The 22939-nt window shown below is 69.7% G+C and carries 22 protein-coding genes; 9 read left to right on the top strand and 13 right to left on the bottom strand.

Annotation, left to right across the window (positions count from 1 at the left end; all coding sequences use genetic code 11):
- Window positions 1–117: 117 nt before the first annotated feature.
- The 4 genes from ACFQ6X_RS09955 (at window position 118) to ACFQ6X_RS09940 (ending at window position 4123) form a co-directional block, all read left to right on the top strand.
- Window positions 118–1581 carry an MFS transporter gene (locus tag ACFQ6X_RS09955; RefSeq protein WP_383178686.1) on the top strand — a complete coding sequence of 488 codons (1464 nt, stop codon included), beginning with the start codon at window positions 118–120 and terminating at the stop codon, window positions 1579–1581.
- Window positions 1582–1608: 27 nt separating this feature from the next.
- Window positions 1609–1803: a ribbon-helix-helix protein, CopG family gene (locus ACFQ6X_RS09950; protein WP_383178683.1), complete on the top strand. Its 195-nt coding sequence runs from the start codon at window positions 1609–1611 to the stop codon at window positions 1801–1803.
- Window positions 1800–2189, top strand: coding sequence for a type II toxin-antitoxin system death-on-curing family toxin (locus tag ACFQ6X_RS09945; protein WP_383178680.1), 390 nt, complete (start codon window positions 1800–1802; stop codon window positions 2187–2189). The genes ACFQ6X_RS09950 and ACFQ6X_RS09945 overlap by 4 nt, the downstream gene beginning before the upstream one ends.
- Window positions 2190–2341: 152 nt before the next feature.
- Window positions 2342–4123, top strand: coding sequence for a DEAD/DEAH box helicase (locus ACFQ6X_RS09940; RefSeq protein ID WP_329210512.1), 1782 nt, complete (start codon window positions 2342–2344; stop codon window positions 4121–4123).
- Window positions 4124–4186: 63 nt separating this feature from the next.
- On the opposite strand, the gene ACFQ6X_RS09935 is transcribed toward ACFQ6X_RS09940, so the two are convergent.
- Genes ACFQ6X_RS09935 through ACFQ6X_RS09925 form a run of 3 tightly spaced genes read right to left on the bottom strand, consistent with a single transcriptional unit; the run spans window position 4187 to window position 7625 of the window.
- Window positions 4187–4876 (bottom strand): hypothetical protein, encoded by a 690-nt coding sequence (locus ACFQ6X_RS09935; protein WP_383178676.1) that lies wholly within the window; start codon window positions 4874–4876, stop codon window positions 4187–4189.
- Window positions 4877–4881: 5 nt separating this feature from the next.
- Complete coding sequence (locus tag ACFQ6X_RS09930; protein WP_383178673.1) at window positions 4882–7176, bottom strand: DUF6571 family protein; 2295 nt, start codon at window positions 7174–7176, stop codon at window positions 4882–4884.
- On the bottom strand, window positions 7176–7625 hold the full coding sequence (locus ACFQ6X_RS09925) for a hypothetical protein (RefSeq protein WP_383178670.1): 450 nt from the start codon (window positions 7623–7625) through the stop codon (window positions 7176–7178). The genes ACFQ6X_RS09930 and ACFQ6X_RS09925 overlap by 1 nt, the downstream gene beginning before the upstream one ends.
- Window positions 7626–8291: 666 nt before the next feature.
- Between ACFQ6X_RS09925 and ACFQ6X_RS09920 the strand changes: the two genes are divergently transcribed.
- Together ACFQ6X_RS09920 and ACFQ6X_RS09915 are read left to right on the top strand one after the other, a co-directional pair.
- A complete protein-coding gene (locus ACFQ6X_RS09920) occupies window positions 8292–8936 on the top strand; it encodes an IclR family transcriptional regulator (protein ID WP_069173008.1) in 645 nt (214 codons plus the stop codon).
- 117 nt (window positions 8937–9053) lie between these two features.
- Window positions 9054–9842, top strand: a complete 789-nt coding sequence (locus tag ACFQ6X_RS09915) for a S16 family serine protease (RefSeq protein ID WP_383178666.1) — start codon at window positions 9054–9056, stop codon at window positions 9840–9842.
- Here the strand turns inward: ACFQ6X_RS09915 and ACFQ6X_RS09910 are convergent.
- The 8 genes from ACFQ6X_RS09910 to ACFQ6X_RS09875 all read right to left on the bottom strand — a co-directional run bounded on the left by ACFQ6X_RS09910 (window position 9772) and on the right by ACFQ6X_RS09875 (window position 16201).
- Window positions 9772–11091, bottom strand: coding sequence for an MFS transporter (locus ACFQ6X_RS09910; RefSeq protein WP_383178664.1), 1320 nt, complete (start codon window positions 11089–11091; stop codon window positions 9772–9774). The two genes, ACFQ6X_RS09915 and ACFQ6X_RS09910, sit on opposite strands and share 71 nt — an antisense overlap.
- A gap of 1 nt (window position 11092) precedes the next feature.
- Entirely contained in the window at window positions 11093–11275 is a 183-nt protein-coding gene (locus ACFQ6X_RS09905; protein WP_383178661.1) for a hypothetical protein, read from the bottom strand.
- A 13-nt stretch (window positions 11276–11288) separates the two neighbouring features.
- Complete coding sequence (locus tag ACFQ6X_RS09900; RefSeq protein WP_383178658.1) at window positions 11289–11906, bottom strand: ArsR/SmtB family transcription factor; 618 nt, start codon at window positions 11904–11906, stop codon at window positions 11289–11291.
- A gap of 78 nt (window positions 11907–11984) precedes the next feature.
- Window positions 11985–12956: a glycine betaine ABC transporter substrate-binding protein gene (locus ACFQ6X_RS09895; RefSeq protein ID WP_383178655.1), complete on the bottom strand. Its 972-nt coding sequence runs from the start codon at window positions 12954–12956 to the stop codon at window positions 11985–11987.
- The gene (locus tag ACFQ6X_RS09890; RefSeq protein WP_383178652.1) at window positions 12953–13807 is read right to left on the bottom strand and encodes an ABC transporter permease; all 855 of its coding nucleotides are present in this window, start codon (window positions 13805–13807) and stop codon (window positions 12953–12955) included. Before ACFQ6X_RS09890 ends, ACFQ6X_RS09895 begins: the two co-directional genes overlap by 4 nt.
- Window positions 13804–15072: an ABC transporter ATP-binding protein gene (locus ACFQ6X_RS09885; protein ID WP_383178649.1), complete on the bottom strand. Its 1269-nt coding sequence runs from the start codon at window positions 15070–15072 to the stop codon at window positions 13804–13806. The genes ACFQ6X_RS09890 and ACFQ6X_RS09885 overlap by 4 nt, the downstream gene beginning before the upstream one ends.
- Window positions 15065–15712 (bottom strand): ABC transporter permease, encoded by a 648-nt coding sequence (locus ACFQ6X_RS09880; RefSeq protein WP_329210527.1) that lies wholly within the window; start codon window positions 15710–15712, stop codon window positions 15065–15067. Before ACFQ6X_RS09880 ends, ACFQ6X_RS09885 begins: the two co-directional genes overlap by 8 nt.
- Before the next feature lie 15 nt (window positions 15713–15727).
- Entirely contained in the window at window positions 15728–16201 is a 474-nt protein-coding gene (locus tag ACFQ6X_RS09875; protein ID WP_351175531.1) for an Lrp/AsnC family transcriptional regulator, read from the bottom strand.
- Window positions 16202–16323: 122 nt separating this feature from the next.
- Between ACFQ6X_RS09875 and hppD the strand changes: the two genes are divergently transcribed.
- Together hppD and ACFQ6X_RS09865 are read left to right on the top strand one after the other, a co-directional pair.
- A complete protein-coding gene (gene hppD, locus ACFQ6X_RS09870; protein ID WP_383178644.1) occupies window positions 16324–17469 on the top strand; it encodes a 4-hydroxyphenylpyruvate dioxygenase in 1146 nt (381 codons plus the stop codon).
- A gap of 234 nt (window positions 17470–17703) precedes the next feature.
- Window positions 17704–18915 (top strand): hypothetical protein, encoded by a 1212-nt coding sequence (locus tag ACFQ6X_RS09865; protein ID WP_383178640.1) that lies wholly within the window; start codon window positions 17704–17706, stop codon window positions 18913–18915.
- 96 nt (window positions 18916–19011) lie between these two features.
- Here the strand turns inward: ACFQ6X_RS09865 and ACFQ6X_RS09860 are convergent, their stop codons facing one another.
- Window positions 19012–20706, bottom strand: a complete 1695-nt coding sequence (locus ACFQ6X_RS09860) for a tetratricopeptide repeat protein (RefSeq protein WP_383178638.1) — start codon at window positions 20704–20706, stop codon at window positions 19012–19014.
- Window positions 20707–20803: 97 nt separating this feature from the next.
- Between ACFQ6X_RS09860 and ACFQ6X_RS09855 the strand changes: the two genes are divergently transcribed.
- Window positions 20804–22171, top strand: a complete 1368-nt coding sequence (locus ACFQ6X_RS09855; RefSeq protein WP_383178635.1) for an FAD-binding oxidoreductase — start codon at window positions 20804–20806, stop codon at window positions 22169–22171.
- Between the two features lie 71 nt (window positions 22172–22242).
- Here the strand turns inward: ACFQ6X_RS09855 and ACFQ6X_RS09850 are convergent, their stop codons facing one another.
- Window positions 22243–22719 (bottom strand): SsgA family sporulation/cell division regulator, encoded by a 477-nt coding sequence (locus tag ACFQ6X_RS09850; protein WP_329210539.1) that lies wholly within the window; start codon window positions 22717–22719, stop codon window positions 22243–22245.
- Between the last annotated feature and the right edge of the window lie 220 nt (window positions 22720–22939).

Here is a 22939-nt window from a genome sequence, read left to right as displayed (position 1 = left end):
TGCAACGCGACTGCCATACCGCGTTCATGTTCCGCCGACGGTCCTACGACCAAGGGACGAGGGGGACCCCGCCCACCGACAGGGTCCAATTGATTGTTTGCCCCTTACTCTGACTCCATGAGCGCCCTGGAACCGCGTGACGCCGACGTCACGATCCCCTTCGAAGACACCGTCGACGCGGCCCCGCCGGAGGGCGTGCTGGGCCGGACCTACCGGGCGCTCAGCACCGGCATCGTCTCGGTCGTGCTGCTGATCGCCTTCGAGGCGACCGCCGTCGGCACCGCGATGCCGGTCGCAGCCCGTGAGCTGCACGGCATTCCGCTGTACGCGTTCGCGTTCTCCGCGTACTTCACGACCAGCCTCTTCGCCATGGTGCTCTCCGGGCAGTGGGCCGACCGGCGTGGGCCGCTCGCGCCGCTCGCCACCGGGATCGGTGCCTTCGGGGCCGGGCTGCTGCTCTCCGGGACGGCCGGGAGCATGTGGATGTTCATCCTGGGGCGGGCCGTCCAGGGCGTCGGCGGCGGGCTCGTGATCGTGGCGCTGTACGTCGTCATCGGGCGGGCCTACCCCGAACGGATCCGTCCGGCGATCATGGCCGCGTTCTCGGCGGCCTGGATCGTCCCGTCCGTCGTCGGGCCGCTCGCGTCGGGGACGGTGACCGAGCACCTTGGCTGGCGCTGGGTCTTCGTCGGGATCCCGGTGCTCATCGTGCTGCCGCTGGGCCTGGCGCTGCCCGCGATACGGCGGATGGCCGCCGGGCCCACGGACGCCGCGGCGGGGGCCGAGCCGTTCGACGGGCGGCGTATCCGGCTCGCGCTGGGGATCTCGCTGGGTGCGGGGCTGCTCCAGTTCGCCGGGCAGGAGCTGCGCTGGCTCTCGCTGGTCCCCGCCGCGGCCGGTGCCGCGCTGCTCGTACCCGCCGTGCGCGGGCTGCTGCCCCGGGGGACGATGCGGGCCGCGCGGGGGCTGCCCGCCGTGATCCTGCTGCGCGGGGTGTCGGCCGGGTCGTTCATCGCCGCCGAGTCCTTCGTCCCCCTGATGCTGGTGACCCAGCGCGGGATGTCCCCGACGATGGCCGGGCTCTCGCTCGCGGCCGGGGGGCTGACCTGGGCGCTCGGCTCGTACGTCCTGGCCCGGCCCCGCCTGGAGGAGCGCAGGGAGTCCCTGATGGTCGTGGGCATGGTTCTCGTCGCCCTGGCGATCGCGGCGGCGCCGACCGTGCTGATCGAGTCCGTGCCGGTCTGGATCGTGGCCGTGGCGTGGGCCGTCGGGTGCTTCGGCATGGGCATGGTGATCGCGTCGACGAGCGTGCTGCTGCTGAAGCTGTCGGCCCCGCAGGAGGCGGGCGGCAACTCCGCCGCCCTGCAGATCTCGGACGGGCTGTCCAACGTGCTGCTGCTCGCCGGCGGAGGTGCGGCCTTCGCCGCGCTCGGCGGGGGTGCGGTGGGGGCGGCCGCGCACGGGGCGGTGGGGAGCGGGGCCGCCGGGTCGCACCCGGGGGCGTTCGCGGCGGTGTTCCTGCCGATGGCGGGCGTGGCGCTGGTGGGGGCGTGGGTGGCCACGCGGGTGCGGACGGAATAGTGGTACCACTCTGACCCCACCGGGTGGATGAACCTGCGTCTTCGTGACGACCAGACCGAAGCACTCAAGCAGCGGGCCGAGCAGGAGGGCACCAGCATGCACGCGATACTCCTCCAGGCTGTGGACGACTACCTGGCCAGGACCGCCCAGCAGGCCATCGTCCGCAAGACGGCGAAGGAGCAGGCCGCCAAGTGGGGCGAGCTGATGGAGCGGCTGAAGTGAGCTGCGTCTATCTGAACTCCGAGGACATCCTCGTCATCGCCGGGTACGCCTGTGCGGACATGCAGATCGTCGTACGTGACGCAGGGCTGCTCGAATCGGCGGCCCATCGCCCGTCCGCGGCCATGTTCGGCGAGGAGGCCTACCCGGATCTCGTCGACAAGGCGGCCGCCCTCCTGCAGTCCCTGGCGATCAACCGTCCGCTCTTCGACGGCAACAAAAGGATGGCGTGGCTGTCGTGCGTCACGTTCCTGGCGATGAACGGCGTGGACCTGCGCCCGGACATCGACGCGGCGGAACGCCTGGTTATCGCAGTGGCGACCGGTGAGACGGACGAGGTGAAAGCCATCTCCCAGGGGCTGCGTGAACTGGTGGTCGTCGATGTGTGAGAGGCGTCGCAATCACGTACTCGGCGGCGTAGTTCAGGGCGGGTTCCGGTCGAGCCCCCGGTAGGGTGGCCCGGTTGTCGTATCGCGTACGGGCCCGGTCCGGCCCCGTACGGACAGCGCCACACGTACCCGAGTGCCCCGAACCGGAGACCGTGACTACTACCGCCTCCCACCACCTCTCACCCGCCTTTCCCGGCCGCGCCCCCTGGGGTACGGCCGGCAAGCTGCGAGCCTGGCAGCAGGGCGCCATGGAGAGGTACATCCAGGACCAGCCGCGCGACTTCCTCGCCGTCGCGACCCCCGGCGCGGGGAAGACCACCTTCGCGCTGACCCTCGCGTCATGGCTGCTGCACCACCACGTCGTGCAGCAGATCACCGTCGTCGCACCCACCGAGCACCTCAAGAAGCAGTGGGCGGAGGCCGCGGCGCGCATAGGCATCAAGCTCGACCCCGACTACAGCGCCGGGCCCGTGAGCAAGGAGTACCACGGGGTCGCGGTCACGTACGCGGGAGTCGGTGTGCGTCCGATGCTGCACCGCAACCGGTGCGAGCAGCGCAAGACGCTCGTGATCCTCGACGAGATCCACCACGCCGGTGACTCGAAGTCCTGGGGCGAGGCGTGCCAGGAGGCGTTCGACCCGGCGACCCGGCGGCTCGCGCTCACCGGTACGCCGTTCCGGTCGGACACCAACCCGATCCCCTTCGTCGCGTACGAGGAGGGCAACGACGGCATCCGGCGGTCCTCGGCCGACTACACGTACGGCTACGGCAACGCGCTCGCCGACGGCGTCGTCCGGCCCGTGATCTTCCTCAGCTACAGCGGCAACATGCGCTGGCGCACCAAGGCCGGTGACGAGATCGCCGCCCGGCTCGGCGAGCCGATGACCAAGGACGCCATCGGGCAGGCCTGGCGCACCGCGCTGGCACCCACCGGCGACTGGATCCCCAATGTGCTGAGCGCCGCCGACAAACGGCTGACCGAGGTGCGCAAGGGCATTCCGGACGCGGGCGGCCTGGTCATCGCGACGGACCAGGAGTCGGCGCGCGAGTACGCCAAGATCCTCAAGCGGATCAGCGGCGAGAAGGTGACCGTCGTCCTCTCCGACGAGAAGGCCGCCTCCAAGCGGATCGACCAGTTCACCGAGGACGGCTCGCGCTGGATGGTCGCGGTGCGGATGGTGTCGGAGGGCGTCGACGTGCCGCGCCTGGCGGTCGGCGTGTACGCCACCACCATCTCGACGCCGCTCTTCTTCGCGCAGGCCGTCGGCCGTTTCGTACGGTCGCGGCGGCGCGGCGAGACCGCCTCCGTCTTCGTCCCGACGATCCCGATGCTGCTCGACTTCGCGAACGAGATGGAGGTCGAGCGCGACCACGTGCTCGACAAGCCGAAGAAGGGCAGCGACGAGGAGAACCCGTTCGCCGAGGAGGACCAGCTCCTCGCGGACGCGGAGAGGCTCGAGGACGAGGAGACCGAGGAACAGCTGCCCTTCGAGGCGCTGGAGTCCGACGCGGTCTTCGACCGGGTGCTCTACGACGGTGCCGAGTTCGGCATGCAGGCGCACCCGGGCAGCGAGGAGGAGCAGGACTACCTGGGTATCCCGGGACTGCTCGAACCCGACCAGGTGCAGCTGCTCCTCCAGAAGCGGCAGACCCGGCAGATCGCGCACAGCCGCCAGAAGCCGGCCGCGGAGGCCGACCTCCTGGAGAAGGCGGCCGAGAACCGGCCGGTGGTCACGCACAAGAAGCTGCTGGAGCTGCGCAAGCAGCTCAACACGATGGTGTCGGCGTACACGCACCAGAGCGGCAAGCCGCACGGTGTGATCCACACCGAGCTGCGGCGGGTGTGCGGCGGGCCGCCGAGCGCGGAGGCGACGGCCGGGCAGATCCAGGACCGGATCAAGAAGGTCCAGGAGTGGGCCACCCGGATGCGGTGAGCCCGGCCCGAAGGGCCCCGGTGCACGGGCGGCGTGATCCGCTCCCGCACCGGGGCCGCGGTGTCATCCGGGCAGGGCGTCAGGCACTTCGGCGGGCAGGTTCGCCTGTGCCGCACAGCCCAGTTCTTTGGCCAGGGCGCGGGACACGTCATTGAGGATCGTCATGCGGTCCTTGCCGGTGCTGTCGGCGTTCATTTTGTTCTTCGCCGAGTACATGTCGGCCTTCACGTAGGGAGTACTGCCTTCGGCTCGCTCCGTGGGGCATGCGAAGAACAAGGAGGTGGCGAGGTCTCCAGTTGCCGACGCGTACAACCCGAGCGGGTAGAAAAGCTGGTTGTAGTCCTTGTCCTTGGCTGCCTCAGCCGGATCCGGGTGGCTCTTCCTCGCCATGAACCCGATGGTCATCAGAGGGCGTCCGCTCTCGTCGCCCTCCCGGTACAGGTTGCACTCGTACTGGGAGACCGCGGAGTCCTCAAGGCGCTTCGCGGCTGAAGCAGGCGACCACCTTTCCGGATCTTCCAGCTCGGTGTACCCGGTCTTTCCCCCGATGCGCTCCAGCGCGGCCACGCCCTCCGCAGACAGCGTTCCGCCGCAGACCTGGGAGGCCGAGAGGACCTCAGGGGGCTTCACGCGGTCCGCGTCGCTGTCGGAGCATGCGGTGGCCCCGCCTCCCGCGAGCACCGCGCAGACGACCCAGCGCACCGACGCCCGCACATGCGCTTCGTTCCTGGTACGGGTGACTGCTCGTCGCATGCCGATCAGCCCTCGTACGGGGCGCGCCCGCGATAGTCGTCTTGGCCTGAGCCCAGGTCGTAGCTGTTCTTGATGCCCTCTGCCCAGTTCTCCTCATCGCCGGTTTCACCCAGCTCGGGATTCTCCTTGACATAGGTGTCGTAGGCACTACCGAGCTGGTCGAATCCCTTGTCGTAGAATTTTTCGCTGGTCATTTGAGCCTCCTTCGTGGGGTCCTTCTCCCTTGCGTCGACACCCTTGTCGATCTCCTGCCCGATAAAGGTGTTGACGGCCTCGCCGACGGCTTCGGTGACCAGCGGAGCGATCGCCACGCCCGCGACGGTGGTGCCGGGCACGGGCAGGGCGGCGATGCCTCCTCCCACGACGATGCCGGCGCCCAGGCCGATCCAGTCCCCCGACCGTCCCAGGGACTTGTTGGCCTCTTCGGAGCCCTTCTCGTAGTCCGTCTCCGCCTGCTGCACGCGCGAGTGGTCCAGGATGCCCCGCGCCTCGGCGCCGGTCGTCAAAGCGTCGTGGGCACTGTCGATGTTCCCGTCACTGGTGGCCGGGAAAGCATCCAACGCGCTGAGCGTGTAGAGGTGCTGGGCGGCTGAGACCACCCCGTGGGAGGTCTCGTTCTGGCCCAATACACTCAGGAAGTTGATGGCACCCGTGTTGCCGAAGTTCGCACGCCCCTCGTACTTGGCTGGGAAGGCGCCGTCGTCCTTCGCGTGGTCGCCGATGCCCGACAGGCTGTAGTCGATGTCGTCGATGTACGCCGCACCCATCTTGCCCAGGCTGTCCGCCAGCTCCGACTGCTTGTGCAGCATCTCGGGGCCCTTATCGCTCCCGTACAGGTACGCCACCTGCTCCATGACCCCGGCCGTTGCCGCCGTGCGGTGGTCCCCGCTGCCGGGGTGCAGGGGGTCCTTTCCGGTCAGCGGGTCGGAGTCGTACGCGTAGCCGGTGGTGGCGGACTCCAGCGCGTGGCCCAGTGCGTCCTTGCCGGCGTTGAATTTGCTGTCGCCGTCGAGCGTCGGGTCCGCGAGCCAGATGCGGTCCTGGGTCAGGTACTTGAGGTGCTCGTTGACCTCATCGGCCTTGTCGACCGAGTCCCCCGCGCCGTCGGGCTGCGCGAAGAACTGGGTGGAGGCGTCGGGGTTGTGGCCCAGGGCTTGCATGAAGCCCGTCATCGGGTCGCGGCCCCGGTCGTTCTTGTCCCAGAAGTTGAGGTCGCCCTGGTTCCAGTTGTTGACCCAGGGGCTCATGTCCTCGACGTTGCGTTCCTTGTCGTACGCGATGAGCTTGTCGCCGTACGCGTTGAGGAACTGGTCGTCGTAGTCGCCGAACCGCATGAGGTTGCTCATGACGCCGAAGCCCGTGGGGTCGTTGGCGTCGTCGATGCCGAGCCGGTCCGGGCCCAGCTTCACCATCTTCGCTTCCCAGCCCTGCATCCTGTCGCTGTCGGAGAGCGTGGCCGTGCCCAGGGTGATGCCGAGGTTCTTCTGAAGCTGCTTCGCCTGTTCGTAGAACTTCGGGTCCCGCCCCATGCCCTGGTACGGGTCGGCGACGCCGGCGTAGAACTCGAGCACCTTCTTCGGTTCCACCTGGGTGGCGAACCGCTCGGCGAAGAGCGGGTCGTTCTTGTAGGTGGACAGCGTGGTGTTGAGGGTGTCGAGCTCTGTCAGCGTGACGTCGTGCGGGTCCTTCTTGAGGATCTTGGCGACCTTCTCCGCCTCCTCCACGGCCTTGGCCGCGGAGTCCCGGTCCGCGTAGCTGGCGTCGGAGAAGCCGTACTTGGCCTGGTCGACCAGGAGCGTGAGCACTTTGGCCGCCGAGGTGTCGCTCTCCGTGGCGTTCTTCAGAATGTTCTGGATCTCGTCCCGGAACGCGTCGACGTCCTGCTGAGTGTGCTCGGGCACCGAGGTGCCCTTCGCCGCCCGGTCGGGGTGGATGTTCATGGTGACGGTGAAGGATCCCTCGCCCGTGTCACGTACTGTGAGGTTCTTCTTCAGCCCGCGGTCGATGGCTGCATTCAGCTGCGTGCGATATCCGACGAGTTCACCGCGGGTGTCGGTGACGATCTTCTTGATCGTCTCGGCCTGGGTGTGGGCGTCGGTGAACTCGCCGGCCGTCTTGTCCACAAAAGCGCGGGTGACGGTGGCGTTCTCGCCGGCCCAGTTCGCTTTGTCGGACTTGGCTTTGAGGTCGTCCTTCGCGTCCTCCTGGAGAATTTTGAGCTTTGCGACCATTTGTTCCCAGTCGGTGATCGCTGCGTCAAGGTCGGAGAAGTTTGCGAAGCGCAGGGAATCGAGATCCATCAGTTGCCGGACCTTTCATCGAAGCCCTTGTCAAGGGTGTCGATGTTGCTGACCACCGTGGCGATGTAGACCTCGTCGCCGGCGTGCGCGCCCTTGGTGTAGTCGAGGTGGTTGGAGATGTGGGCGCAGGCGTCCAACAGGGAGCGGACCTGGTCGATCCAGCGTGAGGCCACGTGATCGAGGGCCCCGCCCAGGGCGAACGTCTCCGTCTTCAGGGTTCCGGCGGCCTTCTGGGTGGACGTGCGGGCGTGGTCACCGGCCTTTTCGAGGTCGCCGTACAGCCGGTACGCGGTATTGCCGATCGCCGCCAGATCCTGCTGATTGACCTTCAGGTCTCCCTGAGGTGGCGGCCCTCCGCCCGCTTCGGGCGGCACCTGGTTCAACTGCATCCGCGCAGAGTGCTTGTCCGCCGCCTCGGATTTCAGCTGCTCCCATTCGTCCCACGCCATTGCGGTTACCCCTCCCCGTAGCACCGATAATTCCCGTATGCCCCACTTGCGATGGGGATGTGGCGGGTCAGTCATCCGTCGAGCCCGACACTTTGCTTAAGAGTTGACCATGAATTGAAATGATCAATTCCAGGTGATGTGTGGAGGACCTGTAAGGCCGCCCGGGGTGGCCGGTTCGACCGCGAGTGTCTACGGTCACGGTGCACGATCGGCGCGCGCGGCCAGGGTGAAGCGGCGCACCGGGCGGCACGGCCGCGGAGGCGCGATCCGTCACCGAGGGGCGTGGGAAGTCGCGGTTGGCGCCGGGCGTGGGAAAAATTTGAAATTTTTATTCACGATGGGTTAACAACCGTTCACGTGTGGTGTACGGAGCGTCGCGACGACGTCACGCGACTTGAACGCGCGTAGATGTTCGCGTTCCGGACGGTTCCGCGCTGACCGGCGGTTATGTCATCGCGTTTTTGGGAGCGCCCGGATTCTGGACGAGGGCTTCCGCTGAGCGGACCCGCTCGCTAATGTCCCCGAAACATGAAACGCCCCGTGGCAGCGTGGCCGCGGAGCGCAGCCGGTGCCATGGCCAGTCGGCGGCCTCTCCGTGCGTCGCCGCTGGGACCGGCGTCTCACTTCCGGGAGAACCGCCCCGCTCACCAAGAGGGAGAGGGCGTCGTGACCGCGGAGACTTCTCAGACGCTCGACCGGGGACTGCGTGTCCTCAAGCTGCTCGCCGATACCGACCACGGTCTGACCGTCACCGAGTTGTCCAACAAACTCGGCGTCAACCGCACCGTGGTCTACCGACTGCTCGCCACTCTGGAACAGCACGCGCTGGTCCGCCGTGATCTGGGTGGCCGGGCCAGAGTGGGCCTGGGCGTGCTGCGCCTGGGCCGTCAGGTGCATCCGCTCGTCAGGGAGGCGGCGCTGCCCGCGCTGCGTTCCCTGGCCGAGGACATAGGGGCGACCGCCCACCTCACCCTCGTCGACGGGGCCGATGCGCTCGCGGTCGCGGTCGTCGAACCGACCTGGACCGACTACCACGTCGCCTACCGGGCCGGCTTCCGTCACGCACTGGACAGGGGCGCCGCGGGCCGGGCGATTCTCACCGCCCGGCAGAAGACGGTCGCCGACCATCCCGGCTACACCCTCACCCACGGAGAGCTCGAAGCCGGCGCCTGCGGCGCCGCTGCGCCGCTGGTCGGGGTGTCCGGGGTGGAGGGCAGCGTGGGCGTGGTCATGCTCGCCGACGCCGTACCGGAGAGGGTCGGCCCGCGCGTGCTCGACGCGGCCCGGGAGGTCGCGGACGCGCTGCGCTGAAAGCGCGTGGGGGCAGGAGTCGCCTCCGCCCCGGGACTGCGCGGGGGGCCGGGGGGACCCGGCCCCCCGCGCAGTCCTGCGGAACAGGGGGCGTGCGGCGGCGGATAGATTGGGCCGGTGCTCATTCGTCTCTCGCGCCCCCGCATCCTCGCCCTCTGCGCGCTGCCGGTCCTCGCCCTGTTCGGCACGGCCGCCTTCGCGCCGCTGCCGTTCACCCTGGCGCAGCCCGGGACGACCGCCGACGTCCTCGGGGACGACCAGGGGAAGCCGGTCATCACGATCAAGGGCGCGCCGACCCGCACCACCGACGGCGAGCTGCGGATGACGACCATCGTCGCCACCGGACCGGAGGCCGACGTCGGGATCGGGGACGTGGTCGACAGCTGGTTCAGGACGGACCGCGCGGTCATGCCCCGCGACTCCGTCTACCCGACCGGCGGCTCCGAGAAGGAGATCGAGCAGCACAATCTCCAGGACATGGAGGAGTCGCAGGACGTCGCCGTCGACGCCGCCCTGAAGTACCTCGGCAAGGCCCCCGGGTCCGTCGACATCACCCTGCACCTCGCGGACGTCGGCGGCCCCAGCGCGGGTCTGTTCTTCTCGCTCGGCATCATCGACAAGCTCGCGGGTGACGGCTCCGGCGGCGACCTGACCGGCGGCCGTACCGTCGCCGGTACGGGGACGATCGAGGCCAACGGCTCGGTCGGGGCCGTCGGCGGGGTCTCCCTGAAGACGCAGGCCGCCCGGCGCGACGGTGCGACCGTCTTCCTCGTGCCCAGGGCCGAGTGCAAGGAAGCGAAGGCGGAGCAGCCGAAGGGCCTGCGGCTGATCCCCGTCACGACACTGAAGAACGCGGTGTCCTCGCTGAAGGCCCTGGAGCAGGGGAACAAGGTCCCGAGCTGCTGACCGGCTCCCCGGTCCCCTCCATGGTGCGCCAGGCCGGGAACACCAGAGGGCTCAGCGTCGCCAGGAAGTACACCCCGCCCATCGCCAGCAGCGCGCCCGTCGCTCCCATGCCCTCGACCAGCAGGCCCGCCGCGAGACCGCCCACCGGCATGGCGAGCTCGCAGCCCGCGGTGAGGGCCCCTGACACCCGGCTGCGCAGTTCCTGGGGTACGCGTTCGTACGTCATCGTCGTCAGGATCGGGTTGAGCATGCCGCCCGCGACACCGCCCAGCGCCATGGTGACCGCCAGCGGCAGTGTCGTCCCGGTCAGCGCGGCGACCAGGAACCTCGGCGCCCCGCACAGCATCACGCACACCGTGAACACGGCCCGCCGCGAGAAGCGGTGCCCCACCGCCCCGTACAGCAGGGCGCCCGTGAGGCCGCCCGCGCCGAACAGCGCGGTGAGCAGCCCCAGATCGGTGGCCCCGCCCAGCTCGCCCTCGGCGTGCACGGGCAGCAGGACGGCGTTCCATCCCTGGTCCGTGCCGTTCATGAACATCACCATGACGACCACGGCGAGCAGCAGCCGGTTGCCGAGCAGGTAGGTGTAGCCCTCGCGGAGTTCGGCGCGGTACGTACGCAGCGACACGGGGTCGGCGGCCTTGCGGGGCTCGGCCGCACCGACCCCTCGTACGCCGGCTGCGACCAGCAGTGCGGACAGGGCGAACGTCGCCGCGTCCAGCAGGAGCACGGTCTCGGCGCCGACGACTGCGATCAGTACGCCCGCGAGCGCCGCGCCGACCATGCGGGCGCCGCGCGAAACCGCGTCGAAGAGGCTGGCGGCGCGGGCGAGCGTGGTGCCCGCGTGCTCGGCGAGATCGGGTACGAGGACGTAGCGCGCGGTGTTGCCGGGCGTGTGGGCCAGCCCGTTCAGCGCCATCAGCGCGCACAGCATCCAGAATTCGAGTGCGCCCGCGTAGTGCAGCAGCGGGATCGTGGCGATGGCCGCGCCGCAGACCGTGTCGGAGGCGACGGCGACCCGGCGCCGGCCGATCCGGTCGATGACGGGCCCGCCGATCAGTGCGGCGACGACGATCGGCAGGGTCGCGCAGAAGGCGACGACACCGGCCCGGCCGGCGCTTCCGGTGGTCTCCAGGACGAACCACGGGACCCCGATGAGGGTCAGTGACGTGCCTGCTGTGGATATCGAGTTGGCCGCCAGGACGGCGGCGAGCGGGATGCGGTCCCGCGCCTGTTGCCCCCCGTCCACGTCAGGCCGTTCGAGCGGCGCGTGCCGGGGGCGGCGTGCACTGGGCCAGACGCAGGCCCAGCTCGACCATCGTCCAGCCCATCCGGTGGCGCAGCCCGGGGCGTACGGGGGAGAACTCTGCGGCGTCGCCCCGGAGCTCGGTGGCGCGGTAGGTGTGCAACAGGTGGTGGATGTCGCTGTGCATGACGGTGATCCCCTCAGTCGGTGGGGCGCGGGAACATGTGCAGGTGGGTGCGGACCACGGCCGACCCCTCGGTGTCCTCGGGGACGCGGCCCCGGTAGCTGTTCACGAGGTCGAGCATCTTCTCCGCGAGCTCCATCGAGAGTTCGGGGGTGAGCCGCAGCTTGAAGTCGCTGATCTCGAAGGACCGACGCCACTCCTCGGGCCATTCGTGCATCGTGCCGAGCCAGGTGTTCAGCTCCTGGGCGTGCGTGGTCGCCACTTCGTGCAGCACGACTCCGATGGCGCCGCGCACCTCGGGGTCCGGGTGCTGCATGAAGTTCTCGCTGCGCCCGAAGATCGTGCCCGCGTGGACGGCCTTCCACCACCGCTCGCGCCCCTTGCCGCGCTCCGGGTCGTCCTCGACGAAGCCGTACGAGGCGAGCTGGCGCAGGTGGTAGCTGGTGGCGCCGCTCGATTCGCCGAGCCGGTCGGCGAGACCGGAGGCGGTGGCGGGGCCGAACTCCCTCAGGGCGTTCAGCAGCCGGATGCGCAGGGGGTGGGCGAGGCCGCGCAGGGTGCGGGCGTCGACGTGGTGGATCTTCGGGTCGTCGGCGTACGGGACCGGCCGGTCCTCGGGCTCGTTCGGTGGCATGACACGACCATAGAGTTGCAAAGACTGCTTTGCAACACGTTTTTTGCAACGACTTCTTTGGAAGTCTTGTCGGCCTGCTCAGCCCACCCGGATGAACCCCTCCTCCACCAGCCAGTCCTTCGCCACCTCGTGCGGGTCCTCCCCGTCAACGTCGACCTTGGAGTTGAGCTCCTGCGCGAGCTGCGTCGTCAGCATCTCGGTGACCGGGGCCAGCAGTCCGGCGATCTCCGGGTACTTCTTCAGGGTCGCCGTGTGGATGGCGGGGGCCGCGTTGTAGTTGGGGAAGAACTGCTTGTCGTCCTCCATGACGTCCAGATTCATCGCCTTGATACGGCCGTCGGTGGTGTACACCTCGCCGAGCAGACAGGAGTCGGACTTGGACACCTGGGTGTAGATGATCCCGGCGTCCATCTTCTTGATGTTCGAGGCCGGCAGGTTCATCCCGTACAGCTTCTGCATACCGGGCAGCCCGTCGTCGCGGGAGGCGAACTCGTTCTCGACGCAGACCGTGACGGCCTTCGGGTCCTTCTTCGCGAGTGCGGCCACGTCCGACAGGGTCTTGAGGTGGTACTTGGCGTTGTTCTTCTTGCTGATGGCCAGGGCGTACGTGTTGTCGAGCGTGGACGGCGGGAGCCAGGTCACCCCGTTGCCCTTGTCCTCGTCGCGGACGACCTCCCACTGCTTCTGCGGGTCGACGACCGGCTTGGCATGGCCCAGGTAGGTGATCCATGCCGTGCCCGTGTAGTCGTACAGGGCGTCGGCCTCGCCCTTGACGACCGCCTCGCGCGCGCTGATCGACCCCGGCAGGTTCGTCCGGTCCAGCACCTCGGCGCCGGCCGCCTTGAAGATCAGGCCCATGATCTGCCCCAGGATGATGTTCTCGCTGAAGTTCTTCGAGGTCACCGTCAGCGAGGCGCCCCTGAGCGGCTGCCCCTGCCCGACCGACCCCGGTTCCACCTCGTCCACCAGCGGCGAACCGCTCTTCAGCCCGCACCCCGTGAGCAGCAGGGCGAGCGCGGCAGCCGATGCCAGGCCCGTACGTACCCTCACGCTTCCTCCAGTCCGCGCGGTGTCAGCGCCAGTTCGACCAGCGAGGCCAGCCAGTCCACCAGCAGTGCCAGGACCACCGTCAGTACGGAACCGAGGACCAGCACGGGCATGCGCTGCGTCTGGATCCCCGAGGTGATCAGGTCGCCGAGTCCGCCGCCGCCCCCGAAGGTGGCCAGGGTCGCCGTGCCCACGTTGAGGACCAGGGCCGTCCGTACGCCCGCCAGGATCAGCGGGACGGCGAGCGGCAGTTCGACCCGGGTCAGCGTCCCCATGGGCGACATCCCGATGCCCCGGGACGCCTCCACGAGCGTCGGTTCGATCCCCTTCAGGCCGGCCACCGTGTTGGAGAGCACCGGCAGTACCGCGTAGATCACCATCCCGACGATCGCCGTGGACGGGCCGATGCCCAGCCAGATCACCAGCAGCGCCAGCAGCCCGATCGCGGGGGTCGCCTGGCCGATGTTGGCGAGGACCGTGACCCCGGGGGCCGCCTTGTTCAGGCCGCGCCGGGTCAGCGCGATACCGAGGGGGATGGCGATGATCAGCACCCAGAAGGTGGAGATCGCGGTCAGTCTGACGTGCTGCCACCAGCGCACCTCGACGATGTCGCCGGCCAGCGAGTTCTCCGCGATCGAGTCGAGGTCGACGTTGGAGATCCACAGGTACGTCGCCACGAGGACGACCGCGCAGACGGCCGGTACCACCACGAGCTTCTTCCAGGTGATCCGGCGGGCCGGACGGGGCGGCGCGGGGGAGGGTTCCGCCTCCTCGTCACGAAAGGCGTCGCCTCCCGCATCCTGCTCCCCGGGCGGCCGCGTCCCCTCGGGGGGTGCCTGATGACTGGGGGTCATAGCCCGCTGCCACCCCCCTCCAGCTCCTGCTCCGTCTGATGGACCCGCAGGTGCTCCAGATCGTGCTGGTGCTCCATCGCGGTGAGCCGGTCCGCCTCCAGGAGCTCCTGCACGGAGTTCATCAGCGTCTGCATGTCGACGACGCCGATGAACTCCCCGCGCCGCCCCGTGACCGCGACCCGTCCGCTGCTGTCGGTCAGCACGGCCTCCAGCGCGTCGTGGAGCGTCGCGTCCCGGGTCACGGTGTCGTGCACCAACTGTCCGGCCCGGGCCAGCGAGCCCTTGGCCCGCATCAGGTCACCGCGCCGGAGCCACTTGTACGGGCGGTTCCTGCGGTCCAGCATCAGCAGCTCGTTCTGCCCGCCGTCGCGCAGCTTGTCGAAGATCGACTGGAGCGGGTCCTCGACGGTCACCGTCGGGAAGTCGGCGATCCCGACATCCCGTACGCGGGTGAGGTTGAGCCTCTTCAGCGCCGCGCCCGCCCCCACGAACCCGGACACGAAGTCGTCCGTCGGATTGGTGAGGATGGCTTCCGGGGTGTCGAACTGGGCGATGTGCGAACGTTCCCGCAGCACCGCGATCCGGTCGCCCAGCTTGATCGCCTCGTCGAAGTCGTGCGTGACGAAGACGATCGTCTTGTGCAGCTCGTGCTGGAGCCGGATCAGCTCGTCCTGGAGGTGGTCGCGGGTGATGGGGTCGACCGCGCCGAACGGCTCGTCCATCAGCAGCACCGGCGGGTCCGCGGCCAGTGCCCGCGCCACGCCGACCCGCTGCTGCTGGCCGCCGGAGAGCTGGCGCGGATACCGCCCGTGGAACTCCCTCGGATCGAGACCGACGAGGTCGAGCATCTCCTCGACCCGGTTCTTCACCCCTGACTTCGACCAGCCGGTCATCTTCGGTACGAGGGCGATGTTCTCCGCGACCGTCATGTGCGGGAAGAGCCCCGAGGACTGGATCGCGTAGCCGATCTTGCGCCGCAGCTTCACCCCGTCCATGTCGGTGACGTCCTCGTCGTTGATCCTGATCCGCCCGGACGTCGGCTCGATCAGCCGGTTGATCATCTTCAGCGTGGTGGACTTCCCGCAGCCGGAGGGCCCCACGAGGATCACGGTCTCGCCGGCCTTGATGTCCATGGAGACGTTGTCGACGGCCGGAGCGGGGCTGCCGGGATAGGACTTGGTGAGGTTCTCCAGCTGGATGGTGGCACCCGAGGTGGTGGTGCCGGACGCGGGAGTCCCCGTCGGTCCGGTGACGGTTTCAGACACGGATCCCCCTCGGGATGGTGAGTCGTCCGAGCAGGACGTACGCGGCGTCGAAGAGCAGGGCGAGGATGACGATGCCGAGCGTGCCCGAGAGGACCTGGTTGATCGCGTTGGCGCTGCCCAGCGAGGCGAGACCGCGGAAGATCTCGTTCCCGAGGCCGGGGCCCGAGGCGTACGCGGCGATGGCGGCGATGCCCATCAGCATCTGGGTGGAGACCCGGATCCCGGTGAGGATGGGCGGCCAGGCGAGCGGCAGTTCCACCCGGCACAGCTGCGCCGTACGTGACATCCCGATGCCCTTCGCCGCGTCGACGAGGGCCGGGTCCACACCCCGTAGCCCGACGATGGAGTTGCGGACGACGGGCAGCAGCCCGTAGAGGGTCAGGATGATCACCGTCGGCGGCACCCCGAGGCCGACCAGGGGGATCAGCAGGCCGATCGCCGCGAGCGACGGGATCGTGAGGATCATGGCCGTGGACGTGACGGCCAGTGACCCGCCCCAGCTGCTCCGGTAGCTGACCACGCCGATCAGGACGCCGAGCAACGTGGCGATGACCATGCACTGGAAGACGGCGCTGACGTGCTGGAACGCGTCGGTGAGCAGCTGCTGGTGCCGGGTGCTCACGTACTCCCAGAAGTTCACATGACGCTCCTCGGATCAGTCGGTGTCCTGTGCAGCCTGCTCGACGAGCGGGAGAATACGCAGGGGGACCGGGTTTTCCATGACGATGGCCGTGGACGCCCGGACAATGCCATCCAAACCGACAACCCGGTCGATCACCCGCTGGAGATCGGCGTTGGAGCGGGCGACGAGCCGGCAGAGCATGTCGCCCTGTCCGGTGGTGGTGTGCAGTTCGAGCACCTCGGGCACGCCACTCAAATGGGCCCGTACATCGGCACCTTGGCCCTGCCTGATCTCCAGCGTGGCGAACGCGGTGACGGGGTAGCCGAGCGCCGCCGGATCGACGTCGGGGCCGAAGCTCCGGATGACGCCATTCGACTGAAGGCGGTCCAGCCGCGCCTGCACGGTCCCGCGCGCCACTCCGAGCCGCCGTGAGGCCTCGAGTACACCGATACGGGGCTCACGGGCCAGCAGCACGATGAGCCGGCCGTCCAGATGATCGATCGCCATGATCCGCCTCCTGATGGGCACCCTGTACGGATAGCCTGCCCATCATCGCCAGCCGCTGTACAGATTGACCAGCGATTACGCGAACTGTTGCGCACCTTGCGAAGCGGCGGGAACCTTCGGACATGACTGAGACTCTGCACACCACCCCCGACACCGCCCGGCAGGCCGATCCCTTCCCGGTCAAGGGAATGGACGCGGTGGTCTTCGCCGTGGGCAACGCCAAGCAGGCGGCGCACTACTACTCGACCGCCTTCGGCATGAAGCTCGTCGCCTACTCCGGACCGGAGAACGGCAGCCGCGAGACCGCGAGTTACGTCCTGACCAACGGTTCCGCCCGCTTCGTCCTCACCTCCGTCATCAAGGCGTCCACCGAGTGGGGCACCTTCCTGGCCGACCACGTCAACGCCCACGGCGACGGCGTGGTCGACCTCGCGATCGAGGTCCCCGACGCCCGCGCCGCGTACGCGTACGCCGTCGAGCACGGTGCGCAGGGCATCACCGAGCCGTACGAGCTGAAGGACGAGCACGGCACGGTCGTCCTGGCCGCCATCGCCACGTACGGAAAGACCCGCCACACGCTGGTCGACCGCTCCGGCTACGACGGCCCGTACCTGCCCGGCTTCACCGCGGCGGCCCCGATCGTCGAACCGGCGGCCAAGCGCACCTTCCAGGCCATCGACCACTGCGTGGGCAACGTCGAGCTCGGCCGGATGAACGAGTGGGTGGCGTTCTACAACAAGGTCATGGGCTTCACCAACATGAAGGAGTTCGTGGGCGACGACATCGCCACCGAGTACTCCGCCCTCATGTCGAAGGTCGTCGCCGACGGCACGCTGAAGGTGAAGTTCCCGATCAACGAGCCGGCGATCGCGAAGAAGAAGTCGCAGATCGACGAGTACCTGGAGTTCTACGGCGGCGCGGGCGTCCAGCACATCGCACTCGCCACCAACGACATCGTCGCCTCCGTGAAGGCGATGCGGGCGGCCGGCGTGCAGTTCCTGGACACTCCGGACTCCTACTACGACACCCTCGGCGAGTGGGCGGGCGAGACCCGGGTCCCCGTCGAGACGCTGCGCGAGCTGAAGATCCTGGTCGACCGCGACGAGGACGGCTACCTGCTGCAGATCTTCACCAAGCCGGTCCAGGACCGTCCGACGGTCTTCTTCGAGATGATCGAGCGCCATGGCTCGATGGGCTTCGGCAAGGGCAACTTCAAGGCGCTGTTCGAGGCGATCGAGCGCGAGCAGGAGAAGCGCGGCAACCTCTGATCCACCGAGCGACGGGCGGGGCCATCCGACAGCCGGAGGGCCCCGCCCGCCGCGTGGTGCCGCGTGCGGCCGACGGGGACACGCTCGGGGCCGGCGGGGTCCTTGACCGTGCTGATCGGGTGAGGTAGAGGCGCGGCGGGAGTTGTCCCGACCGGGCGTGGGACGGATGAGGGAGCCGCGACCTCGCGGCCTGCGGCCGAGCGCGCCGCAGCTTCCGACGGGAGCCCCCACTCGATGAACCGCCTCACCGCGTCCGTCTCCGCCGCCGCAGTGGCGGCCGGCGCATGCCTCGCCCTGCTCGCCCCCTCCGCCGTGGGCGCGGCGGCAGCGAACGTCGTACAGCAGGTCAGGGCCGCCGACCTGGGACCGTGGAGGCCCTGGCTCCGGCTCCAGGACGACCAGGCCAACGTGAACAGGCTGCCCGGCGTCCAGGAGGTCTCGCCCTTCGCCGACCCGGTCCGGTTCAACGGCAGCCTTCACCTCTCGATCGCGGGCGGGCAGCAGGCCCAGGCCGCGCACTACACGGCCCAGGTTCCGCTGAGCACCGTCGCGGCCGCTGAGCTGTCCTACGACTCCTACGTGAAGACCGTGGAGGGGGGCGCCACCGGCACCGCCGCGAACCTCCAGCTCCCCATGATCTGCCGGGGCGCCTTCACCACTCTCAGCTTCCAGCCGCAGCTCGCCACCGACAGCCGGGGCCGCGCCGGCGTGGTGCCGGACACCTGGCAGCACTTCGAGTCCACCGGCGCCTCGCTCTGGCGCACCTCACGGGCGCTGCCGACGGACCCCGCGCTGCCCGCCGGATCCGACGCGCCGCTGAGCACCTATGCCGCCGGGTGCGACGCCCCCGGTGACGGGGTCATCGGCCTCCTCGCGAACGTCGGCAGGCCCGGTGACGTCGAAGCCCCGCTCGACGCCTACGTGGACAACCTGACCGCGAACGGAACCACGTACGACTTCGCCGTCGAAGGGCTCGCCCGGGGCCGCATCGTGCTGAACAGAGGCAACCAGGACCGGCCCTGCCACCACGTCAGTCAGCCCTGCCCGCGCACGCAGGGCGGCACCGCGAGCGGCTTCGTCTCCTTCGCAGGCCCGGCGGACGGCCCCGGGTACCGGGGCGTCGGCACCCGCCTGGTCTTCTCGGACGGCCGGGCACTCGCCCCCGCAGACCTCACCGTGACGGCGAACGGCCGGCCCCTCACCCTTATCGCAGGTCCGGGCGGGACGCTCACCGCGGTCGTGTCGCCCACGCCGAGGGCCGACCTGAACCCGAACGGCACCTACCGCACCGCGCTCGTCGTCACCCACCGCGACCACCCGTCGCGTGACGGCGGTGACGGCGGTACGGGCGGGCGCGTCGGTCTGAAGGTCAGGGCCGAACTCCTGGCCACGGGCGACGAGCCCCTCCGGCCGACCGGTGTGAGCACCAGCACCACGGTGCGTTGACGCCCTCGCGCCACCGATCGCGAGAACGGGGCGCGGAGCCGGTGAGGACCGGCTCCGCGCCCCGTTCGCGTGACCCCCGACGGGTCGTGCGCCCTCCTAGGGGCGTTGCGAGGACGCCGTCGCGCTCTGCCCCGTTCCGGGGGATACGGAGGGCGCGGGTCTCGCCGGCGCCTGTCGCCGTGCGGGAGCCGGTTCGGGCTTCGAGGCTTCGGGTTCCGACACCTCGCCCCTCGGCGCCTCGCCCTTCGCCGCATCGGACTTGGGGGATTCGGGCTTCGCAGGTTCGGGCTTCGCCGGTTCCGGCTCGGGGACCGGTGCGGGGTCCGGCTGCATGTCCGCCGGCCCGCCCGGAGCCGGTTCGCCCAGGGAGTCCAGGGCGGCCTGGGCCAGGGGAGCTGCCAGCGGGGAGAACAACGGATTCGTACGGACGGACTCCTCCAGGTGACCGCGGGCCGGGCCGTTCTGGGAGAGGGCGCTCTCGATGGCACCCAGGTGGTACGTGTACGAGGCGTTCCGGACGCCCGTCTCCACCGCCTGTTCCGCGTACTGCAGTGCCTCCTCCGACAGGCCCGCGCGGTGCAGCGCCCAGCCGAGTGCGTCCGCCGCCGCCGAGCTGCGGTGCAGGGCCGACCACTCGGCGCGCATCAGCTCCACCGCCGCCGCCGGGTCGCCGTGGTCGGCCTCGAAGCGGGCCTCGGTCAGGGACTCGTTCACCCCGGCCGCCTTCGCCTGCGCGAGCAGCTTGCGGAGCTCCGTGTACTGGGTGCGGGCGTCGCCGTCCAGGCTCAGGGACTCGTACAGCTCGCCCAGTTCGAGTACGTACTCGGGGCGGGGCAGCTTCACCGTCACCGTCTGGTAGTCGGCCAGCGCCTCGTCCGTGCGGTCCAGGGCCACCAGGGCGCGGGCCCGGCCCGCGCGGGAGGCCAGGTGGTTGCCGTCGGTGCGCAGGGCCGCCTCGTACTGGGCGACGGCCTCCGCGGGCTCGCCGCGCTCCCAGGCCAGGTCGCCGAGGCGGTGCAGGGCCTCGGCCTTCTCCGCGGGGGTGGTGGCGCGGTCCGCGGCCTCCTGGGCAGTGGCCAGGGCGTCCTCGCGCCAGCCCTGGCCGCGGTACATCTCCGCGGTCCTGGCGAGTGCGGGGACACCCTTGCGCAGCGAACCGAACTTCTCCGTGGCCTTGCTCGCGGCCGCATACTCGCCGAGGCCGTTGTACGCGTCGATCAGGACCGGGTAGGCCGTCCAGTTCTTGGGCTGCCGGGCCCGGACCGTCTCGCCCCACTTCTTCGCGGCGAGGTAGTCGTGCCGTGCGTTGGCGAGAGCTCCCAGCCCCACCCAGGCCTCCTCGTTGCCGCGTTCACCGGGCTGCGCGGCCAGTGAGCGCTGCAGGGCCTGCTCGGCCCGCGTGTAGTACGCCGCGTCCGCGGAACGCCGGCCCCATTCCACGTACGCCGTACCGAGCACCGCCCAGGACGGTGCGTCGGAGGGATGCGTCTCCACCCACTCCTGCCGGTCCCCGATGAGTGCCGTGAGGTCGGAGAGGGACGCCGGGGAGCCGGCCGCCGCCGCTGCCTCCGCCCGGGCGACGGGGCCGGGCAGGGGCGGCCCCGCTTCCTGGTCGCCGTCCGGTACGGCGACCACCGCGCCGGCCACGAGCACGGCGCCCGCCACCGCACCGAACGCCGCCCTGCGCAGTGTCGTGCGCATCGACGTGGGAGGCGGTGGCACGGCCGTCGCGCCCTCCGGCGGCAGGGTGGAGGGGGGTGGCTCCGGATTCTGCTGCGGCATGGCATCCATGCGCCTCACTCTGCGTCAGTGCGAAGATCACATCGCGCTGCGCGATCGCTGGCGCAGACGGGTTCACACCATTGGCCCCGGGTGTCAGGCTTGGATCATGAACGATCTTCTCGAACAGCTGAGCGCGGGCCTGCCGGCCGAAGCCCTGATCACCGACCCGGACGTCACCGCCGCATACGCGCACGACATGGCGAGCTTCTGCGACGCGGGGGCTCCGGCCGTCGTCGTGCTCCCACGCACGGTCGAGGAGGTCCAGCACGTCATGCGGACCGCCACGGCGCTTCGCGTCCCCGTGGTGCCGCAGGGTGCCAGGACGGGCCTGTCCGGTGCGGCCAACGCCTCCGACGGCTGCATCGTGCTCTCCCTCGTGAAGATGGACCGGATCCTGGAGATCAATCCGGTCGACCGGATCGCGGTCGTCGAACCGGGTGTCATCAACGCCGTGCTGTCCCGCGCCGTCAACGAACACGGGCTGTACTACCCGCCGGACCCCTCCAGCTGGGAGATGTGCACCATCGGCGGCAACATCGGCACCGCGTCCGGCGGACTGTGCTGCGTGAAGTACGGCGTCACCGCCGAGTACGTGCTCGGCCTGGAGGTCGTCCTCGCCGACGGACGTCTCCTCAACACCGGCAGGCGTACCGCCAAGGGTGTCGCCGGATACGACCTGACCCGGCTCTTCGTCGGCTCCGAAGGCAGCCTCGGCATCGTTGTCAAAGCGGTCCTCGCGCTCCGGCCCCAGCCCCCGCAACAGCTCGTGCTGGCCGCCGAGTTCCCCTCCGCGGCGGCCGCCTGCGACGCGGTCTGCCGGATCATGGAACGCGGCCACACCCCGTCACTCCTCGAACTGATGGACCGTACGACCGTCCGTGCCGTGAACGCGATGGCCTCCATGGGACTCCCCGAATCCACCGAGGCGCTGCTGCTCTGCGCCTTCGACACCCCTGACCCGGCGGCCGACCTCACCGCTGTGGGCGAGCTGTGCACCGAGGCCGGCGCCACCGAGGTCGTGCCCGCCGAGGACGCCGCCGAGTCCGAACTCCTCCTGCACGCGCGTCGGCTGTCGCTCCCGGCGATGGAGACCATCAAGTCCGCCACGATGATCGACGACGTGTGCGTGCCGCGCTCCAGGCTCGGCGCGATGATCGAGGGAACCGCCGCCATCGCCGGCAAGTTCGGCCTCACCATCGGCGTCGTCGCCCACGCGGGGGACGGCAACACCCACCCCGTCGTCTGCTTCGACCACACCGACGCCGACGAGTCCCGCAGGGCCCGCGAATCCTTCGACGAGATCATGGCGCTGGGTCTGGAACTGGGCGGCACCATCACCGGCGAGCACGGGGTCGGCGTGCTCAAGAAGGAATGGCTCGCCCGCGAACTGGGCGAGGTGGGCGTCGAGGTGCAGCGCGGCATCAAGGCGGCCTTCGATCCGCTGGGCCTCCTCAATCCGGGCAAACTGTTCTGACCCGTCCCGCTCCTGCCCTGCCCCCTCTGCCCGCCGCGCTCCTGCCCGCCGGTGCTCCTGCCCCGCCGCACTCAGGCCTCGCCGTCCTGGGACTCGTCGGAGGGCCAGGGGTCGCTCAGCCACAGGTCGTCGGCCGGCAGGGGGGTGAGCAGCTCGGCGAGCGCGCCGTCCAGGCCGAGCAGCGCGCTCTCCGAGCCCGGGGGGACCACCCGCAGGGTGCGCTCCACCCAGGCGGAGACGGCGGCCGACGGCACCTCCAGAAGGGCGTTGCCGTCGGGCGAGGTGAGCGCGACACAGATGACGCTGTGCTCGTCGACCTTGGTCGGCCAGATCCGTACGTCCCCGTGCCCGCACGGCCTGAACACCCCTTCCACGAGCAGCTCACGGGCGAACGTCCAGTGCACCGGCGACTCGGATCCGATGTGGAAGGTGATGTGCACGGCGTACGGGTCGTCGGTGAGGTAGGACAGCCGGGCGGGTACGGGGACGGAGCGCTCCGGCGAGAGGACCAGCTTCAGTTCCAGTTCCCGTTCCACGATGTTCTGCATGAGGGTGCACGACCTTCCGATGCTCGTAGGAGCCGGTCCCTCGACCGGTCCGCACAAGGAGAGAGCGCCCTCCCGGCCGTCTATGACGCGACTTCCCAGAAAAACTTCCGCGGACCCGGAAAGTGGTCCAAACGGCAGGACCGGCCCGGGGGTGCGCGGCGGTCTGATAGATGTGGACCCTTGTATGGAGGCCGGCCGGCGATCGGACGGTGCCACGCCA

It is taken from the genome of Streptomyces sp. NPDC056452, from assembly GCF_042796085.1.
Lineage (GTDB): Bacteria > Actinomycetota > Actinomycetes > Streptomycetales > Streptomycetaceae > Streptomyces.
This window is presented reverse-complemented; position numbering and strand designations above follow the sequence as displayed.

Excerpts from the sequence above, each read along its gene's own strand:
- ACFQ6X_RS09955 (WP_383178686.1), top strand. The coding sequence starts at position 118 with ATGAGCGCCCTGGAACCGCGTGACGCCGACGTCACGATCCCCTTCGAA.
- ACFQ6X_RS09950 (WP_383178683.1), top strand. The coding sequence starts at position 1,609 with ATGAACCTGCGTCTTCGTGACGACCAGACCGAAGCACTCAAGCAGCGG.
- ACFQ6X_RS09935 (WP_383178676.1), bottom strand. The coding sequence starts at position 4,876 with ATGCGACGAGCAGTCACCCGTACCAGGAACGAAGCGCATGTGCGGGCG.
- ACFQ6X_RS09930 (WP_383178673.1), bottom strand. The coding sequence starts at position 7,176 with ATGGATCTCGATTCCCTGCGCTTCGCAAACTTCTCCGACCTTGACGCA.
- ACFQ6X_RS09925 (WP_383178670.1), bottom strand. The coding sequence starts at position 7,625 with ATGGCGTGGGACGAATGGGAGCAGCTGAAATCCGAGGCGGCGGACAAG.
- ACFQ6X_RS09905 (WP_383178661.1), bottom strand. The coding sequence starts at position 11,275 with ATGCACAGCGACATCCACCACCTGTTGCACACCTACCGCGCCACCGAG.
- ACFQ6X_RS09900 (WP_383178658.1), bottom strand. The coding sequence starts at position 11,906 with ATGCCACCGAACGAGCCCGAGGACCGGCCGGTCCCGTACGCCGACGAC.
- ACFQ6X_RS09890 (WP_383178652.1), bottom strand. The coding sequence starts at position 13,807 with ATGACCCCCAGTCATCAGGCACCCCCCGAGGGGACGCGGCCGCCCGGG.
- ACFQ6X_RS09875 (WP_351175531.1), bottom strand. The coding sequence starts at position 16,201 with ATGGCGATCGATCATCTGGACGGCCGGCTCATCGTGCTGCTGGCCCGT.
- hppD (WP_383178644.1), top strand. The coding sequence starts at position 16,324 with ATGACTGAGACTCTGCACACCACCCCCGACACCGCCCGGCAGGCCGAT.
- ACFQ6X_RS09865 (WP_383178640.1), top strand. The coding sequence starts at position 17,704 with ATGAACCGCCTCACCGCGTCCGTCTCCGCCGCCGCAGTGGCGGCCGGC.
- ACFQ6X_RS09860 (WP_383178638.1), bottom strand. The coding sequence starts at position 20,706 with ATGGATGCCATGCCGCAGCAGAATCCGGAGCCACCCCCCTCCACCCTG.
- ACFQ6X_RS09855 (WP_383178635.1), top strand. The coding sequence starts at position 20,804 with ATGAACGATCTTCTCGAACAGCTGAGCGCGGGCCTGCCGGCCGAAGCC.
- ACFQ6X_RS09850 (WP_329210539.1), bottom strand. The coding sequence starts at position 22,719 with ATGCAGAACATCGTGGAACGGGAACTGGAACTGAAGCTGGTCCTCTCG.